Raw genomic sequence first — 14,629 nt, forward strand, 5'->3', positions numbered from 1 at the left:
TCGGTTGGGATATGCCGGTCGCGAAGGCTCAGCCGTCCACCTGCGAGGCTTCACGACGGAAGGAGACCTGCGGCCAATCGGTGGGCGCGAGGCGGAAGAGCGCCATGCCGACGATCATGGCGGCGACGAAAACGAAGACCTGCCATGGTCCGAAGGTGAGCCCGACCAGGGCCGGACCGGGGCAGAAGCCGACGAGGCCCCAGCCGACGCCGAACAGGGCCGCTCCGCCGATCAGCCGAGGATCGAGGTCGCGGCGGGTCGGGATCTCGAGGCGTGGCGCCAGCACAGGCACATTGCGGCGCCTGGCGACCAGAGTGCCCAGCGCCGACACCGCGACGGCGCCGCCCATGACCAAGGCGAGGCTCGGGTCCCATTGACCGAAGATGTCGAGGAAGCCGAGCACCTTGGCAGGGTTGACCATCTGCGAAACGATCAGTCCAAGGCCGAACAGCAGGCCGGACGCAAAGGCGGACAGGATCAGGGGCATGGCTTACATTCCAATGACGTGACGGGCGAGGAAGACCGTGGCGACGGCAGTGCCCATGAAGACGAGCGTCGCCACGATGGAGCGCGGCGAGCCGCGGCCGATGCCGCAGACGCCGTGGCCGCTGGTGCAGCCTGCCCCCAGGCGTGTGCCGAACCCGACGAGCAACCCAGCCACGATCAGCAGAGGCAGGGATGCGCCGACCTTGACGGGCGGCAGCGTGCCGCCGGCCATGACGTAGACCGGAGCTGAGACGAGCATCCCGGCCAGGAAGGCGAGTCGCCAGCCGACGTGACCGCGCTCGGGAGGGATCAAGCCGCCGAGGATGCCGCTGATGCCCGCGACGCGCCCGTTCAGCACCAGGAACAGGGCGGCCGATGCGCCGATCAGAAGGCCGCCGATCAGAGCCGACAAGGGTGTGAAATTATCCATGACTGTCTCCGATCAGGCCGGCTTACCCGGCTTGGTTTGCTTGCAATACAGCTCGTAGAGCAGGCCGAAGAGCTGCTCGATGCGCGGATCAGCGATGCGATACCAGATCGTCTGGCTCTCGCGCCGCGTGGCGACGATGCCCTCGTCCCGCATCTTGGCCAGATGTTGCGACAGGGCCGACTGCGACAGCCCCACGGCCTCGACCAGCGAGGTGACGTTGGCCTCACCCCATTCCACAAGCTTGCACAGGATCATCAGCCGGCGCTCGTTGGCGAGCGCCCGCAAAATGTCCGCGACCTCGGTGGCCTTCTGTTCGAACGTCTCGAGATCGAGTTCCAATTTGGGCATCCGCTTACCTGGATTAATGAGATTAATCTAATTTAGCATCTCCTTATTAATAAGCAAGGCCCATTCGGATTTGGTTCTTCGCTGGAAGAGATGCGCCATGAAGGTCGCAGTCCAGGCGGAAAGTGGGTTGACGGCAAAGACTGGCGCGCCCAAACCGCCTGCACCCCGCGGACAGGCCGCTCCTCACCCGAACCGCATGATGCTGCTTCGCCCTCGCCTTCCGGCGCTTCCGAATATTCGAAAGCCGAATGGCTCGTTCCGTCTGGTCGGGCTCGCCATCGTGATCGGCATCCTGACCGGCCTGATGGTGGCGGTCGTGCAGCAATTCGTCGTCTTCGCGCAGCGCGCCATGCTGGGCTTCGCCGCCGAGCGGAGGATCGCCCTGCCGGACCACGCCTCCTTCCTGAGGATCGCCCTGGCCCTGGCCTGCAGCGCCTTCCTGGTCACCCTGCTGTCGCATCTGATCGCGCGCTGGAAGACCAAGGACCCCATCGACGCGGTCGAGGCGAATGCCCTCAATGGGGGCAGGATGGGCTGGTCCGACGCCACCGGGGTCGTCATCCCCATCCTCGCGTCGGTCTGCTTCGGCGCCTCGGTCGGCATCGAGGCCGCCGTCACCCAGCTCGGGGCCGTGCTCGCCAGCCGCCTGGGACGCCGGTTGGGCCGGCCGCGCTCCGATCTGCGCCTGCTGGTGGCGGTCGGCGCCGCGGCCGCCATCGCGGCCGCCTACCGGGCGCCGATCGCCGGCATGCTCTATGCCTATGAACTGCTGCTGGGGACCTTCTCCCGGCGGACCCTCGCTCCGATAGGGCTCGGCGCCATCGCGGCCGTGATGACCATCTGGCTGCTCCTGGGACAGGCGCGACCCTTCAGCCTTGAGACGGGGCCCGGCACGTCCTGGTCCGACTATCCGCTGGCCGTCCTGATCGGGGTCGTTGCGGCCTTCGCTGGCATCGCGGTGATGCTGCTGGTCTCGGCCATCGAGCGCCTGCTCAAGCGCTTCATGAAGAACGAGGTCCTGCGCCGGCTTTCGGCCGCTCTTCTCCTCACGGCGCTCGCAACCCGCTTCCCGGCCGTACTGGGAAGCGGTCATGCGGCCATCGAGCATGCGGTGTCCGGCGACATCGCAGGCCGCCACGCCCTCGGCCTGCTCGCCGCGAAGGGACTGGCCTCCGCGGCCAGCCTCGGAGCCGGTTTCCGCGGTGGCCTGTTCGGCGCCTCGCTCATGATCGGCGCCCTCCTTGGGCAGGTGATGGCCTGGATCCTGGCCTTCATCCCGGGCGCTCCGGAATGGAGCCCGGCCCTGTGCGCGGTGATCGGAATGGCCTCGGTCGGAGCGAGCGTGATCGGCAGCCCGCTCGCAATGATCTTTCTGGTTCTCGAGACCACAGGAGACTTCGATGCCACCATCGTGGTGGCGATCGGGGCGCTGACCGCCTCTTTCCTCACGGACCGCCTGTTCGGCTACTCGTTCGCAACCTGGCGCTTCCAGCAGCGCGGGCTCGCCATCGAGGGCGGTCACGATGTTTCGCGACTGGAGGCCACCGCTATCAGCGAAATCATCAAGCCGCCGAAGCGGGCCGTGATGGCCAACGGCAGCCTGGAGGAGGTTCGTCGGGCCCTGTCGACGGCAGGCGCACGGGGCACGGCCGTCTATGCGGTGGACGGAACTTTCCTGGGCCTGATCGACCCGCGCCTGGTCGAAGCGATCGAGGCCGAGAGTGCCGACCTGCCGGTAGTGGCTGCGGAACTGGTCTACGAGTCGGGCCCGATCGTGACGCCCGCCGCATCTCTCGCGGAGGTGCTCGATATCTTTCGCAGCGACGACCGAGCCACACTGGCCGTGGTCGGGTTCGAGGACCGCAACAAGATCGTCGGCTGCATCCGCGCCCGGGATGCCTTTGCGCTGGCATCCTCGCTTCTGGACGCCCAGCGCCGGGAGGATCTCGGCGGCGGAAGCTGGAAGTGACCTGGACCAGGGTACGGTGCCATGAAGAGGCGGGCGCTATGAACGCAGCCATCGGCAGAGGTCGAACGGTCCCTCGAGAGTTGCTGTGCGTCGGCGAGAAGGCGTCATGAGGCGCTGAAGCCGACATGCTCGTCTTCTCGTCATCCAGCCTGAAGTCAATTCCACACCTCTTCGAGTCCCTCAGGCGAGACGGGTTTGAGCAAGGTCAAAGACGAAGGCCGGGACTTCCGTAAAGTTCCGGGGCTTACGGAACATCCTCGCCATGAACACCACATCCAATGCTTCGCCATCGGCACCGACAAGCTCGCGGACGGTTTCGGTTGGCGCCACTGTTGGGTGGGCACTTACGCTCGCACCAGCCGCGCTTGGCGTCTATCTTTTCCTGAATCACGCGGGTCACGGCATCACTGCCCTGTCCTCTTTACTGCTTTTGACCCGTCCACTGAAACACGTGTTCGTGCATGAGAGTTTCGATCACAGGCAAGGCACGTGAGCATCGCTAAGCCGCGCTGCCCTGACATCGGAGCCGGCACGATACCCCTCCAGACCATTGCGCCGGGCTCATAAGGAGAAGCCGCCATGAAGACCTCCATTCTCACCGCCACTCTGATCACCCTCGCGGGCCCTGCCCTGGCCCAGGCTACGGCTCCCGCGCCCCATCAGACGCCCCCAGCGCAGGCCGTAGAGCAATCGCCCATGAATCGGATGCCGATGAGGAAGATGGGCCAGGACATGATGCAAGGTCAGGGGATGATGCCAGGCGGGATGATGGGCGGCCCCGGCCATGGCATGATGGGCCGGTTCTCGGCGGAGGACATGAGCGCCTTCATCGACGCCCACATCGCCGCGATGCATGCCGGACTGAAATTGTCGGCCGACCAGGAAAAGCTGTGGCCTCCTGTCGAAACCGCGCTCCGGAACCTTGCCACCCTCCACGTCAGCCATATGCAGGCCATGCGCCAAGCCCGGGGAATGATGGCAAGCGACCCGGTCGGGCTGCTCCGCGCGATGGCTGACCGGATGAGCCAGGGAGCGGACGCAATGCGAAAGCTCACGGACGCGGCATCGCCGCTCTACGCCACCCTCGACGAGGCCCAGAAGCGGCGACTGCAAGTCCTCATGCACATGGGCGGGCGTGGCATGATGGGACCGGGGATGATGGGCCGGGAAATGATGGGTCCCGGCGGCGCCATGATGCCCGGCGGATCCGACGATGACGATGACTAGGACGGCGACGCCCAGGACAATCGCTGACGTCCGGAGCCGTCTGGCGTCGTTGTGAAGAAAGCAGGCGGACGTTGCCCCGTCCGCCCTACAACGTGACGTCAGAAGGGATTTGGAACACGCGCGATGGTCATTCAGAGAAGCGTGAATCGGCCTTTGCGCCGGGACGATCGAGATGGGCCTGCCGGGCACGCGTGTCGAGCCAAGCCCGCATCAGGCTTGCATCGGCCCGCGGCAGCACCGATCTGAGTTCTATCAAGGCCCTCGCGACCGAGGCCAGCTACACCCGAACCGCAATCTGACGGAGATCCCGATGCTCGACCGCCGCCGCTTCCTGACCGTCCTCGGCACCGTAGGGGCGCTACAAGCCATGGGACCAGCTCTTGCAGAAGCGGGTCTGCCGAAGATCATAGTGACCAAGGATCCGTCGTGTGGATGCTGCTCCGCCTGGGCTGACCACATGAAGTCCGCCGGCTTTCCCGTCGAGGTCCGCGAGACCCCGGAGATCAACCGGGTGAAGGTGCGGCTCGGGGTGCCCGATGATCTCGCCTCCTGTCACACGGCGGAGGTCGGCGGCTATGTCATCGAAGGGCACGTGCCCGCAGACGCCGTGAAGCGATTGCTGGCCGAGAAGCCTCAAGCGAGGGGATTGGCCGTTCCCGGCATGCCTGTCGGCTCGCCCGGAATGGAGGTCAAGGGCGCAGCACCCGACAAGTACGATGTTGTCCTGTTCGGTTCTTCTGGCAGAGCCACCTTTGCCCGCTACGAGGGCGCACGCCTGCTCTGAGCATCCCCGACTTAACCTCTGCGGAGCACCAAGCACGCAGACCCACCTTGGGCCTGCGGCAAACTCTACCTCGATATATATAGGGTAACCCCCTATATATCTTTCGCTGTTAGCCTGGAGGCCGCATGTCGCACACGGTCAAGGAAAAGACGAAGCTTCTCGCGCGAGTCAGACGGATCAAGGGGCAGGTCGAGGCCGTCGAGCGGGCGCTCGAATCCGAGCTCTGTTGCGCCGATGTGCTCATGCTCGTCGCCTCCGTGCGGGGAGCCGTGAATGGCCTGACTGTCGAGTTGTTGGAGGACCACATCCGCAACCACGTGGTCGACCCGGCGCATGAACCTGATCCGGAGCGTGCCAAGGGCGCAGCCGAACTCATCGATGTGGTCCGCACGTATCTAAAGTGACCCGATCCCTCGCGGCTGGGAGAATTGTTGCAGCCGCGAGACATTCCTGGAATACCGATGCCTGATATTGCTCAACTCCTTCAATCTGGAGGCAACGGCTGGATTTATCTGCCGGTTGCCGTTCTGCTCGGCTCCTTGCATGGGTTGGAGCCCGGCCATTCCAAGACCATGATGGCCGCCTACATCGTGGCGATCCGCGGCACGATCGGTCAGGCGATCCTTCTCGGCGTTTGCGCCGCCCTCTCCCACTCGCTGGTCGTCTGGATCGTGGCCATGCTCGGCCTGTCGCTCGGGCGCGATATCCTGAACTCGCATTTCGAGGCCTGGCTGCTGATCGCCTCGGGCGTGATCATCCTCGGCATCGCCGCCTGGATGGTCTGGCGCACGGGCCGGAGCCTCGGCTGGTTCCGGCGGCATTATCATGCTCACGCCCATCATGACGATCATCATCACGGCGAGGCAAGGACTATCGACACCGGACACGGCATCGCGGAGCTGTCGATCTTCGAGGATGGCGTACCGCCGCGCTGGCGCCTGCGGACGCTCAGCGGCAATGCGTGGAGGGCCGAGGACGTGCTGGTCGAGACCGACCGCGGCGACGGATCGGGCGAGCGGTTCCGCTTCGTCGCGCGGGACGGTTATCTGGAATCGGCAGGGGAAATTCCCGAGCCGCACATATTCACGGCCCGGCTACGGCTGTCGCACGGCGACCACGCCCATACCTACACGGTCAGCTTCGCCGAACACGACCATGGGCTTCATCACCACGCCGCGCAGGATGAGGATGCCCATGAGCGGGAGCACGCCCAGCAGATCGCGCGCCAGCTCGCAGCCAGCGGCGGCAACGTCACCACGGCCCAGATCGCACTGTTCGGCATCACCGGCGGCCTGATTCCCTGCCCTGCTTCGATCACCGTGCTGTTGATTTGCCTGCAGCTCGGCCAATTCACGCTCGGTGCAGCCACGGTCGCCGCCTTCAGCCTGGGGCTGGCGATCACGATGGTGTCGATCGGCGTCGCGGCCGCCTGGGGCGTGCGGCACGCCTCCAAACGGATCACCGTCTCCGACCGTCTGCTTCGGCGCCTGCCCCTGGCTTCGGCCGGCCTCGTAGGCGTACTCGGCGCGGTTATGCTGGTCCAGGGATTTGTCGTTCTTGCCGCTCCTGCCACCGCATTGTCGTAAGCAGTCCCCACATCCCTAGATAGGAGCCCCTGCCTAGAGCCGCCAACGTCTCATAATTCCGGAGCGATTGCGGCAGACTTCCCCCGTTGCCTTATCTGATGGTTTCAGTGGCAAGCGCATGTTCGACGCCGCCGGCGACGTGGCGTGTCAGCACCTCGCAGGCGCGCGCCGTGTCTCTGGCGAGGGCACATTCCAGAAGGAGAGCATGCTCTTGCGCTGCGATTTCGCCGCGGTAGCTCAAGGCAATCATCTGATAGCGCAGGTATTTGTCGAAAACTGCGGCGTGGCTGTCGATCAGCATTTTCGATCCGCAGGCAGATATGAGTGCCTGATGGAATTGCCAGTCGTAGCGCTTCCACTCCTCTGTCTGGCTTCTTTCACCTTGCGCCATGCGCTCCTCCATGCGGGCGAGGCGGTGATGCGCGGCGACGACCCGCCCCTCCCATTCCATGTCGCCGGCCAGGAACGACTGCTCCAGAGCGCGACATTCGAGGAGTTGCCGGAGAGCCGCGATCTCCCTCAGGGTCGGAATTGAGACGGGCGCGACCTCGAACCCCCTCTGCCCCTCGGCAACCACAAGCCGTTCGGAGTGAAGACGATTCAGTATTTCGCGAAGTGTGCTGACACTGGCGCCGTAATCGGCCTTCAGGCGTTCGAGCTTCAACTTCTTGCCTGGGGCGAGCCGGCCGAAGATGATGTCGGATCGAATCTTCTGGTAGGCGCTCTCGCCGACCGTCGAGGGCTGGGGGACTGTTCGCACGTCACTCATCATTTGAGCGCCCCGCTCTCGAGGGTATAGGCAACGCATCCGTTCACATGCTGACTGAGCAACCTGCAGGCTTCTTCGGCATCGCGGGCAAGGGCGCAGGTCAGAAGCATTCTATGTTCCTCGGACGCAATCTCTCCACGGAAAACGACCGCTACCATCTGATACCGAAGGTACTGGTCGAAGACACCGCCATAGAGGTCAAGCAAGGTCTGAGAGCCACAGGCCTCTATCAGGCATTGATGGAACTCGCGATCATATCGTTTCCAGAGTTCCGTTCCCGCCTGGTCACCATCCATCATCCGCCGCTCCATGACGGCAAGCTTGTGATGAGCAGCCAGGACGCGGCTTTCCCACTCCAAGTCGCCGGCCGCAAAGGACAAGGGAAGAGCGTAGGTTTCCAGGAGAAGGCGCATGGCCGCGACATCCTTGAACCCTGCCGGCGAAACCGGAGCCACCCGAAACCCGCGCTGTCCCTCGGCGATCACGAGACTTTCCGAAGACAATCGGCTCAGGATTTCCCGCAGAGTGCTGACGCTTGCCCCATACACATCGGCTAGCCGATCCAGCCGGAGGCGCGTCCCGGGTTCCAGACGGCCGAAAACGATGTCTGCCCGGATCCTATTATACGCCCGGTCCGCGATGGATGCCGCCAGCAGTTCGATACTCATCTCATCATCGCTGTCATGTGCCCAGCCGTCAGCCTGCTTCGGGCAAGCTTGAACGGCTCTCGACTTTTTTAAAATTTCTGTCGATATGAAAAATATCAGATGATTCTATGACTGACTATTGATTCTACGAACGTCAAAGCAAATAGTGCCGGTAAAGACGCAGTCCAATGCGCTGAATGATAAGGAGAGGAAATCATGACACTTTGTATCAATCGGCGCCTTCTGATGGCTGCTGGTGCAGCCCTTCTGGCATGGGGCGCAAGCGCACCCGCTAATGCTCAATCAGCCACGAACCTGAGGTTCTCGGCCGTCTTCTCGGAATAGGACATCCGAGCCGAGATGATGAAGCGGTTCGGCGAGGAGATTAAGGCTCAGGGCATTGCCCTTCAGCCCTATTACGGCGGCAATCTGTTCAAGCAGGGCACCGAGCTCGTTGCCATGCAGCGGGGCAATCTGGAGATGGGCAACATAGCGCCACAGGACGTCTCCAATCAAATCCCGTCCTGGTCCATCGTCACCTCCGCCTATCTGTTCCGCGATGCCGACCACCTGAAGAAGGTGTTCGCCAGCGACGTCGGCCAGCAGCTCAAGAAGATGGCTTCAGACCAGCTCGGCATTCACATTCTCGGCCCCACCTATTTCGGCGCCCGCCAAGTCGGGTTGAAGCCGAACAAGAAGATCAACACGCCGGAGGATATGGCCGGCATCAAGCTGCGCATGCCCAGCGGCGATGCCTGGCAGTTCCTGGGCCAAGCCATCGGGGCGAACCCCACGCCGATGGCCTACGCGGAGGTTTACACGGGGCTGCAGACCGGCGCTATCGACGGACAGGACAACCCGCTGCCGAACGTGCAGAACATGAAATTCTACGAAGTGATGTCTCAGATTGCCATGACCTCACATCTCGTCGGCTTTGATCTGCTCGCGGTGCCCAACAAGGTATGGAATGCCATGTCGCCGGAGAAGCAGGCCGCCTTCCAGACGGCGGCCGACAAGGCGATCGAATGGAGCACCCAGGAACATTTGAAGAAAGAGACGGAACTCGTCAGCTTCTTCAAGGAAAAGGGTCTCAACATCTATACGCCTGATCTGAAGGCCTTCCGCGATTTTGCTCAGAAGAAATATCTCGCCTCGGATCTGGCAAAGAGCTGGGCGCCCGGCATGCTCGACAAGATCAACGCCATGTGAAGCCCGATCAGGGGCGCCGGACATCCAAATCTCGGCGCCCCTTTCGCTTCTTGAATGCTCTTCTTGAACCAAGGGACGGATCGTGATGACCGCGCGGTTAAGGACGGCTGGATCCTGGCTTGCCCGACGGGCCGAGAACATTGCGGCCGCCATGCTGGGAGCGATGTTCCTGGCCTTTCTCCTCCAGATCGTATTCCGGTATGTTCTCGGCCTGCCCATTGGCTGGACGCATGAGGCGAGCGTCATCCTCTGGATCTGGCTCGTTCTATGGGGCGCGGCCTTCGTCATCACTGAGCGGGAGGAAATCCGCTTCGACATCGTCTATGGATCGGTTGGCCCCGGCTCCCGCAGAGCAATGTGCGTGATTACTGCCGTAGCGTTGATCGCGCTTTACGCCATCTCGTTTCCTGCGGTTGTGGATTACATCACCTTCATGAAGGTGGAAAAGACCGGCTATCTCAAGATCCGCTTCGATTGGCTGTTCTCGATCTACATCATCTTCGTGGTAGCCAGCATCATCCGCTATATCTGGCTCGGCTGGCAGGCGCTGCGCGGCATAGCCCCGGACGAATTCGATCCCACCAAGGCGAGTTCCGGCGTATGAACCTAGCAAGCCCTTTCTCGCTCGCCATTCTCGCGATCACCCTTCTTGCCTTCCTTGGACTTCCTATCGGCCATGCGATGATCGCAGGCTCGATTCTTTACCTTTACATGGCCGGCCTGGACATGGGCACGGCTGCGGAGCAGCTCCTGAACGGGATGTACTCAAACTACGTCATCCTCTCAGTGCCGCTGTTCATCCTGGCGGCCGAATTCATGAACATCGGCAGCATGACCGACCGCCTTATGGCATTCTGCAACGCCTTGGTCGGCCGGTTCCGCGGGGGGCTGGCGCACGTCAACATTCTGCAGAGCATCATCTTCGCCGGAATGTCCGGTTCGGCGATTGCGGACGCGGCCGGCACCGGGCGCATGATGCAGGTGATGATGACTCGTGATGGCCGGTATACACCGAGCTACGCGGCTGCCCTGACAGCTGCATCATCCGTCATCGGGCCAATCATCCCCCCATCGATCCCGATGGTGCTCTATGCCCTCGTGTCGGATGCCTCGATCGGGTATCTCTTCCTCGGCGGCGTGATCCCCGGCCTCCTGATGGCATTGAGCCAGATGCTCATCGTCTTCATCACCGCGCGTCGTAGAAACTTCCCGGTCGAGAAGGCCATCCCCCTGCGCAAGCTGCCGCGGATCACCTGGGAAGCCGTTCCTTCATTAATGATGCCGGTCGTCCTCCTAGGCGGCATCTACAGCGGCGTGATGACGCCCACCGAGGCGGCAGCGGTGGCAGCCGCCTACGCGCTTATCATCTCAGCAGGTCTTTATCGAAGCGTCAGCTGGCGCGACTTCTACCGATCGCTCGCAGTCAGTGCGCGGACGACCGCTTCCATCGGCATGCTGATCGCTGGTGCGCTCGTGTTCAATTACGTTGTCACTGTTGAGAATATTCCGGAAGGGGTGAAGGCGCTGCTCGCAGGCTGGAACCTCTCGCCTGTCGGTTTTCTCATTCTGGTCAACATTCTTCTGCTTCTCTTGGGGTGCGTGCTGGAAGGAACGGCGATTCTGCTCATCGTCGTACCAGTCTTTGTTCCGACAGCTCAGGCTCTCGGCATCGACCTCGTACATTTTGGCGTCGTGGTGGTCGTTAACATCATGATCGGTTTGATCACCCCGCCTTACGGATTGCTTCTGTTCATCATGGCGAACATCTCGGGAGAGCCGCTGCGCGACATCGTTCGTGATACACTTCCCTTCCTGCTCGCCATGATCGTGGCGCTCGCGATCCTCACGTTCGTGCCTGAAACCGTCCTCTGGCTCCCTCGCCTGTTCGGCTACCAAGGGTGAATGGACCTATTGCAGAAAAGTGCATCCATGAAGAAATCGATCTACATCCTGAACGGCCCCAATCTCAACCGCCTCGGAACCCGCGAGCCGTCGATCTACGGACGCACCACCTTGGCTGAGGTCGAGGCTTCCTGCCGCGAGGTTGCGTCTGGCCATTCCATCGTATTCCGCCAATCCAATCGGGAGTACGAGATCATCGAGTGGGTACATGAAGCGATCGACGACGGCAGCGGCATCATCATCAATCCGGCGGCCTTCACGTTCACATCCATGGCCATCATGGATGCCTTGAAGATGTTTCCGGGTCCCATCATCGAGTTGCACATCTCGAACATTCATCAGCGCGAGCCAATCTATCACAAGTCCTATGTCTCTCCCGTCGCAACGGCTGTCGTCGCTGGCTTGGGCACCAACGGTTACCCCATAGCCGTACGCGCCATGCTCACGATGGCCGGTATGCCGCCGGCAGAGGTGTGACACGCATGACCGGAGAGCGCTTGGAGATCGGATCCCGTTCCGGCACAGCCACGGATGTCTGGGCTTACCCCTCCGTTCTCGTTGGATTGGTCGGCAGCGGCATCCAGGCCTCCCGAACACCGCGTCTCCACGAGCGCGAGGGAGCCGAGCAAGGATTGCGATATGTTTACAAGTTGATCGATCTGGATGCGTTACATATCGATGCGAAGGCCCTGCCCGATATTCTCAAGGCCGCGCAGTATTTCGGCCTTGCCGGCCTCAACATCACGCATCCCTGCAAGCAAGCCATCATCCCGCTTCTCGATGAGCTATCGCCCGAAGCTGCGGTGCTGGGGGCCGTCAACACGGTCGTTCTGAAGGATGGCCGGCGCGTTGGACACAACACTGATTGGTGGGGCTTTGCTGAAAGCTTCCGACGAGAGCTGCCTGATGTGCGTCGCGACCGTGTCGTTCAGTTCGGCGCCGGCGGAGCCGGGGCCGCCGTCGCTCACGCTCTCCTCACCCTGAATACGGGTGAAATTGTCGTCATCGATACCAATGCAGACCGCGCCGATAACCTTGTCGCTGCCCTGCGCGGCCGCTTCGGTCGAAGCTGCGCAACGACCGGCGTTCCCATTGCCGAAGCCATGGCGACGGCGGACGGAATGGTCAACACGACGCCGCTCGGAATGGCAAAATATCCTGGCATGGCTGTCCCCGTCGATCTGTTGCGCCCGGATCTCTGGGTTTCAGACATTGTCTATTTCCCGCTGGAGACGGAGCTGCTGCGCCAAGCCCGCGCACGGGGATGCCGCACGATGTCCGGCGGCGGCATGGCCGTCTTCCAGGCCGTCGGGTCCTTCCGGCTCTTCACGGGCCGCGAGCCCGACCCCGAACGAATGCTTCAACATTTCAGTGAAATGTAACACCCAATGGCCGAGACCGCATCGGGCAGTGGTTAGAGCTGCCTGATCCCTCTGAAGCCGGTCTGGCTCCGACAGAGCCCCACTCGACAGCCAAATCGAGCATGATCGGCGGGTGAGGCTTGCGATTTCCCTCTGGCCGCGGCACCCGATGGCGTCCTCTCCTCTTGCAGGCAGAGCTCACCCTGCCTATCTGAGCTCGTCACTGGGTCCGGGCCCCTCTGGCGAGCGGGTCGCCGCTCGCGATGTCGGACTCCTTCTCTTGCCCTTGCGCCGACGAGCGCGACAGCAACTGGAGGATCCGTTCGTGGATTCATCAACCCTCCCCAACCCAGCTCCAACCGTCCTGGTCGTCGGGCGTGGCAAGGCTGCCCTTTCCAGCACCAGCGAAGGAGCTCTCGACTTGGTCGAGCGACCGATTGCGAGGACCTCTATCGCGCGTGTTCACTCCCCGGCGAAGTTGATGGCTGGGAGGCTGGCACCGTCATGAGCTTCCCTTGCTCCGGCAATCGAGGCAAAAAAAATCTTTGCAACCATGCGGATTAAGCTCTCAAGCAGCTTCGTATACCCCGCATGAACGACATGAAGCGCACGGACGTTGTCGGACTGCTCGAGCCTCTGCGGCGCTATGCGAGATCGTTGACGCGCGATGAAAGCCAGGCCGAGGACCTTGTGCAGGATACTCTTGTCCGGGCCTATGAGCGGCAGGGCTCGTTCCGAGCCGGCGGGAATCTGCGTGGTTGGTTGCTGTCGATCCTGCACAACAGTTTCATCGATCATCGACGCCGCCATCTGGCGGAGTTCCGTCGCTTAGAGCAGAGTCCTGCCGCTGAAACAGCGGCTCCCCCCGAACAGGAAAGCCGAGTGCGGCTTCAACAGGTCCATGCCGCCTTCATGCGCCTGCCCGACGAGCAGCGCGCCTCCCTGCATCTGGTCGCCATAGAGGGGCTGTCCTACCAGGAGGCCGCTGCCGCCCTCGGGATTCCTGTGGGCACCCTTATGTCCCGCCTGGGCCGTGCCCGCGCTGCCTTGCGAGGTTTCGAAGCAGGAGCCCATCTGCCGCAGCCCTCTGAAGCCAAGCGCCCCAGCCTGCGTATCGTCGGAGGATCCGATGTGTGACCCTATCACCGAAGCGGACCTTCTCGCCTATGTGGACGAGCAGCTCGACCCTGCAAGACGCATCGAGGTCGAGGAACATCTCGCCCGTGACCCGGAAGCCGCTGCGCGCGTCATGGCCGACCTTAAGGATCGTGACACTCTACAACTGCTCCATGCGCCCCCCCTTCCCCGCCCGGCAGAACCGATGCTTGCGGCAGCGACCCGGCTCGAACGTGCTCTTGGGTGGCGGGAGTTGGGGCTCAAGCTCCGCCGGATTGCCGCGGTCGTGGCCCTCATCAGCTTCGGCTGGTTTGCCCACTGGCAGGTGGGCCTGGGAATTTCCGACAGCGAGGCTTCGCCCAAGCCACCGGCTTTCGTCGAGGATGCCCTGCATTCACACGAGACGGGCCTTCTCCGGGCCCGCATGGTCTCGCAGCCCCAGGTGGCAGCCTACGATGCTGCCGAGATTCTGTCCGAGACCGGGATCCAACTTCCGCCCTTGCCTGAAGACTGGCGTGTGCGGGATGCCCAGATCTTTCCGTCCCGGCACGGCCACAGCGTCGAACTCGCCATTGATGCCGGGGATCTCGGCCGCGTATCCCTGTTTGCTGCCCAGGCGCCGGCTTTCAATGTCATTGCGCCCTCGCTGGCCCGCTTCGACACCGCGAAGGCGGTTTACTGGCAGACCGGTCAACTCGCCTATGCACTAACCGGGAACGGCAGCGACAAAGCCCTTGAACGCGCGGCCCTGCGGCTGTCGAGCAAGCTTCAGTAATCTCAATCAGGAGGACCTCG

General features: G+C 62.6%; 18 protein-coding genes. 13 read left to right on the plus strand and 5 right to left on the minus strand.

Features of this window, described 5'->3' with window-relative positions; all coding sequences use genetic code 11:
• Positions 1–28: 28 nt before the first annotated feature.
• From H0S73_RS00555 to H0S73_RS00565, 3 genes are read right to left on the minus strand one after another with little or no spacing between them, the layout of a single operon-like run.
• Positions 29–487: a YeeE/YedE family protein gene (locus tag H0S73_RS00555; RefSeq protein ID WP_181050311.1), complete on the minus strand. Its 459-nt coding sequence runs from the start codon at positions 485–487 to the stop codon at positions 29–31.
• 3 nt (positions 488–490) lie between these two features.
• Positions 491–916 carry a YeeE/YedE family protein gene (locus tag H0S73_RS00560; RefSeq protein ID WP_181050312.1) on the minus strand — a complete coding sequence of 142 codons (426 nt, stop codon included), beginning with the start codon at positions 914–916 and terminating at the stop codon, positions 491–493.
• 12 nt (positions 917–928) lie between these two features.
• On the minus strand, positions 929–1,264 hold the full coding sequence (locus H0S73_RS00565) for an ArsR/SmtB family transcription factor (protein WP_181050313.1): 336 nt from the start codon (positions 1,262–1,264) through the stop codon (positions 929–931).
• A 97-nt stretch (positions 1,265–1,361) separates the two neighbouring features.
• Here H0S73_RS00565 and H0S73_RS00570 point away from each other — a divergent pair, with 97 nt between their 5' ends.
• The 6 genes from H0S73_RS00570 (at position 1,362) to H0S73_RS00595 (ending at position 6,830) form a co-directional block, all read left to right on the plus strand.
• Entirely contained in the window at positions 1,362–3,233 is a 1,872-nt protein-coding gene (locus H0S73_RS00570) for a chloride channel protein (RefSeq protein WP_181050314.1), read from the plus strand.
• 262 nt (positions 3,234–3,495) lie between these two features.
• On the plus strand, positions 3,496–3,726 hold the full coding sequence (locus H0S73_RS26310) for a DUF2933 domain-containing protein (RefSeq protein WP_181050315.1): 231 nt from the start codon (positions 3,496–3,498) through the stop codon (positions 3,724–3,726).
• Between the two features lie 86 nt (positions 3,727–3,812).
• Positions 3,813–4,460 carry a Spy/CpxP family protein refolding chaperone gene (locus H0S73_RS00580; RefSeq protein ID WP_181050316.1) on the plus strand — a complete coding sequence of 216 codons (648 nt, stop codon included), beginning with the start codon at positions 3,813–3,815 and terminating at the stop codon, positions 4,458–4,460.
• 310 nt (positions 4,461–4,770) lie between these two features.
• Positions 4,771–5,244, plus strand: coding sequence for a DUF411 domain-containing protein (locus H0S73_RS00585; RefSeq protein ID WP_181050317.1), 474 nt, complete (start codon positions 4,771–4,773; stop codon positions 5,242–5,244).
• Between the two features lie 125 nt (positions 5,245–5,369).
• Positions 5,370–5,648, plus strand: coding sequence for a metal/formaldehyde-sensitive transcriptional repressor (locus tag H0S73_RS00590; RefSeq protein WP_181050318.1), 279 nt, complete (start codon positions 5,370–5,372; stop codon positions 5,646–5,648).
• Between the two features lie 57 nt (positions 5,649–5,705).
• Positions 5,706–6,830: a HoxN/HupN/NixA family nickel/cobalt transporter gene (locus H0S73_RS00595; RefSeq protein ID WP_181050319.1), complete on the plus strand. Its 1,125-nt coding sequence runs from the start codon at positions 5,706–5,708 to the stop codon at positions 6,828–6,830.
• Between the two features lie 91 nt (positions 6,831–6,921).
• On the opposite strand, the gene H0S73_RS00600 is transcribed toward H0S73_RS00595, so the two are convergent.
• Entirely contained in the window at positions 6,922–7,602 is a 681-nt protein-coding gene (locus tag H0S73_RS00600) for a GntR family transcriptional regulator (RefSeq protein ID WP_181050320.1), read from the minus strand.
• Positions 7,599–8,267 (minus strand): GntR family transcriptional regulator, encoded by a 669-nt coding sequence (locus tag H0S73_RS00605; RefSeq protein ID WP_181050321.1) that lies wholly within the window; start codon positions 8,265–8,267, stop codon positions 7,599–7,601. The genes H0S73_RS00600 and H0S73_RS00605 overlap by 4 nt, the downstream gene beginning before the upstream one ends.
• Before the next feature lie 339 nt (positions 8,268–8,606).
• Here H0S73_RS00605 and dctP point away from each other — a divergent pair, with 339 nt between their 5' ends.
• The 7 genes from dctP (at position 8,607) to H0S73_RS00640 (ending at position 14,609) form a co-directional block, all read left to right on the plus strand.
• The gene (dctP, locus tag H0S73_RS00610; RefSeq protein WP_425488166.1) at positions 8,607–9,455 is read left to right on the plus strand and encodes a TRAP transporter substrate-binding protein DctP; all 849 of its coding nucleotides are present in this window, start codon (positions 8,607–8,609) and stop codon (positions 9,453–9,455) included.
• Between the two features lie 85 nt (positions 9,456–9,540).
• The gene (locus H0S73_RS00615; protein WP_181050322.1) at positions 9,541–10,059 is read left to right on the plus strand and encodes a TRAP transporter small permease; all 519 of its coding nucleotides are present in this window, start codon (positions 9,541–9,543) and stop codon (positions 10,057–10,059) included.
• Entirely contained in the window at positions 10,056–11,357 is a 1,302-nt protein-coding gene (locus H0S73_RS00620; protein WP_181054191.1) for a TRAP transporter large permease, read from the plus strand. The genes H0S73_RS00615 and H0S73_RS00620 overlap by 4 nt, the downstream gene beginning before the upstream one ends.
• A 27-nt stretch (positions 11,358–11,384) precedes the next feature.
• The gene (locus H0S73_RS00625) at positions 11,385–11,834 is read left to right on the plus strand and encodes a type II 3-dehydroquinate dehydratase (protein ID WP_181050323.1); all 450 of its coding nucleotides are present in this window, start codon (positions 11,385–11,387) and stop codon (positions 11,832–11,834) included.
• A 5-nt stretch (positions 11,835–11,839) separates the two neighbouring features.
• Entirely contained in the window at positions 11,840–12,739 is a 900-nt protein-coding gene (locus tag H0S73_RS00630) for a shikimate dehydrogenase (RefSeq protein ID WP_181050324.1), read from the plus strand.
• Positions 12,740–13,309: 570 nt separating this feature from the next.
• Positions 13,310–13,855: a sigma-70 family RNA polymerase sigma factor gene (locus H0S73_RS00635; RefSeq protein ID WP_202049757.1), complete on the plus strand. Its 546-nt coding sequence runs from the start codon at positions 13,310–13,312 to the stop codon at positions 13,853–13,855.
• Positions 13,848–14,609, plus strand: coding sequence for an anti-sigma factor family protein (locus H0S73_RS00640; protein ID WP_181050325.1), 762 nt, complete (start codon positions 13,848–13,850; stop codon positions 14,607–14,609). Before H0S73_RS00635 ends, H0S73_RS00640 begins: the two co-directional genes overlap by 8 nt.
• Positions 14,610–14,629 lie beyond the last annotated feature (20 nt).

Source organism: Microvirga mediterraneensis (assembly GCF_013520865.1).
GTDB lineage: Bacteria > Pseudomonadota > Alphaproteobacteria > Rhizobiales > Beijerinckiaceae > Microvirga > Microvirga mediterraneensis.

What these genes read in the sequence shown, in the direction of transcription:
- H0S73_RS00555 (WP_181050311.1), bottom strand. Translation starts at nt 487, where the DNA reads ATGCCCCTGATCCTGTCCGCCTTTGCGTCCGGCCTGCTGTTCGGCCTT.
- H0S73_RS00560 (WP_181050312.1), bottom strand. Translation starts at nt 916, where the DNA reads ATGGATAATTTCACACCCTTGTCGGCTCTGATCGGCGGCCTTCTGATC.
- H0S73_RS00565 (WP_181050313.1), bottom strand. Translation starts at nt 1,264, where the DNA reads ATGCCCAAATTGGAACTCGATCTCGAGACGTTCGAACAGAAGGCCACC.
- H0S73_RS00570 (WP_181050314.1), top strand. Translation starts at nt 1,362, where the DNA reads ATGAAGGTCGCAGTCCAGGCGGAAAGTGGGTTGACGGCAAAGACTGGC.
- H0S73_RS26310 (WP_181050315.1), top strand. Translation starts at nt 3,496, where the DNA reads ATGAACACCACATCCAATGCTTCGCCATCGGCACCGACAAGCTCGCGG.
- H0S73_RS00580 (WP_181050316.1), top strand. Translation starts at nt 3,813, where the DNA reads ATGAAGACCTCCATTCTCACCGCCACTCTGATCACCCTCGCGGGCCCT.
- H0S73_RS00585 (WP_181050317.1), top strand. Translation starts at nt 4,771, where the DNA reads ATGCTCGACCGCCGCCGCTTCCTGACCGTCCTCGGCACCGTAGGGGCG.
- H0S73_RS00590 (WP_181050318.1), top strand. Translation starts at nt 5,370, where the DNA reads ATGTCGCACACGGTCAAGGAAAAGACGAAGCTTCTCGCGCGAGTCAGA.
- H0S73_RS00595 (WP_181050319.1), top strand. Translation starts at nt 5,706, where the DNA reads ATGCCTGATATTGCTCAACTCCTTCAATCTGGAGGCAACGGCTGGATT.
- H0S73_RS00600 (WP_181050320.1), bottom strand. Translation starts at nt 7,602, where the DNA reads ATGATGAGTGACGTGCGAACAGTCCCCCAGCCCTCGACGGTCGGCGAG.
- H0S73_RS00605 (WP_181050321.1), bottom strand. Translation starts at nt 8,267, where the DNA reads ATGAGTATCGAACTGCTGGCGGCATCCATCGCGGACCGGGCGTATAAT.
- dctP (WP_425488166.1), top strand. Translation starts at nt 8,607, where the DNA reads ATGATGAAGCGGTTCGGCGAGGAGATTAAGGCTCAGGGCATTGCCCTT.
- H0S73_RS00615 (WP_181050322.1), top strand. Translation starts at nt 9,541, where the DNA reads ATGACCGCGCGGTTAAGGACGGCTGGATCCTGGCTTGCCCGACGGGCC.
- H0S73_RS00620 (WP_181054191.1), top strand. Translation starts at nt 10,056, where the DNA reads ATGAACCTAGCAAGCCCTTTCTCGCTCGCCATTCTCGCGATCACCCTT.
- H0S73_RS00625 (WP_181050323.1), top strand. Translation starts at nt 11,385, where the DNA reads ATGAAGAAATCGATCTACATCCTGAACGGCCCCAATCTCAACCGCCTC.
- H0S73_RS00630 (WP_181050324.1), top strand. Translation starts at nt 11,840, where the DNA reads ATGACCGGAGAGCGCTTGGAGATCGGATCCCGTTCCGGCACAGCCACG.
- H0S73_RS00635 (WP_202049757.1), top strand. Translation starts at nt 13,310, where the DNA reads ATGAACGACATGAAGCGCACGGACGTTGTCGGACTGCTCGAGCCTCTG.
- H0S73_RS00640 (WP_181050325.1), top strand. Translation starts at nt 13,848, where the DNA reads ATGTGTGACCCTATCACCGAAGCGGACCTTCTCGCCTATGTGGACGAG.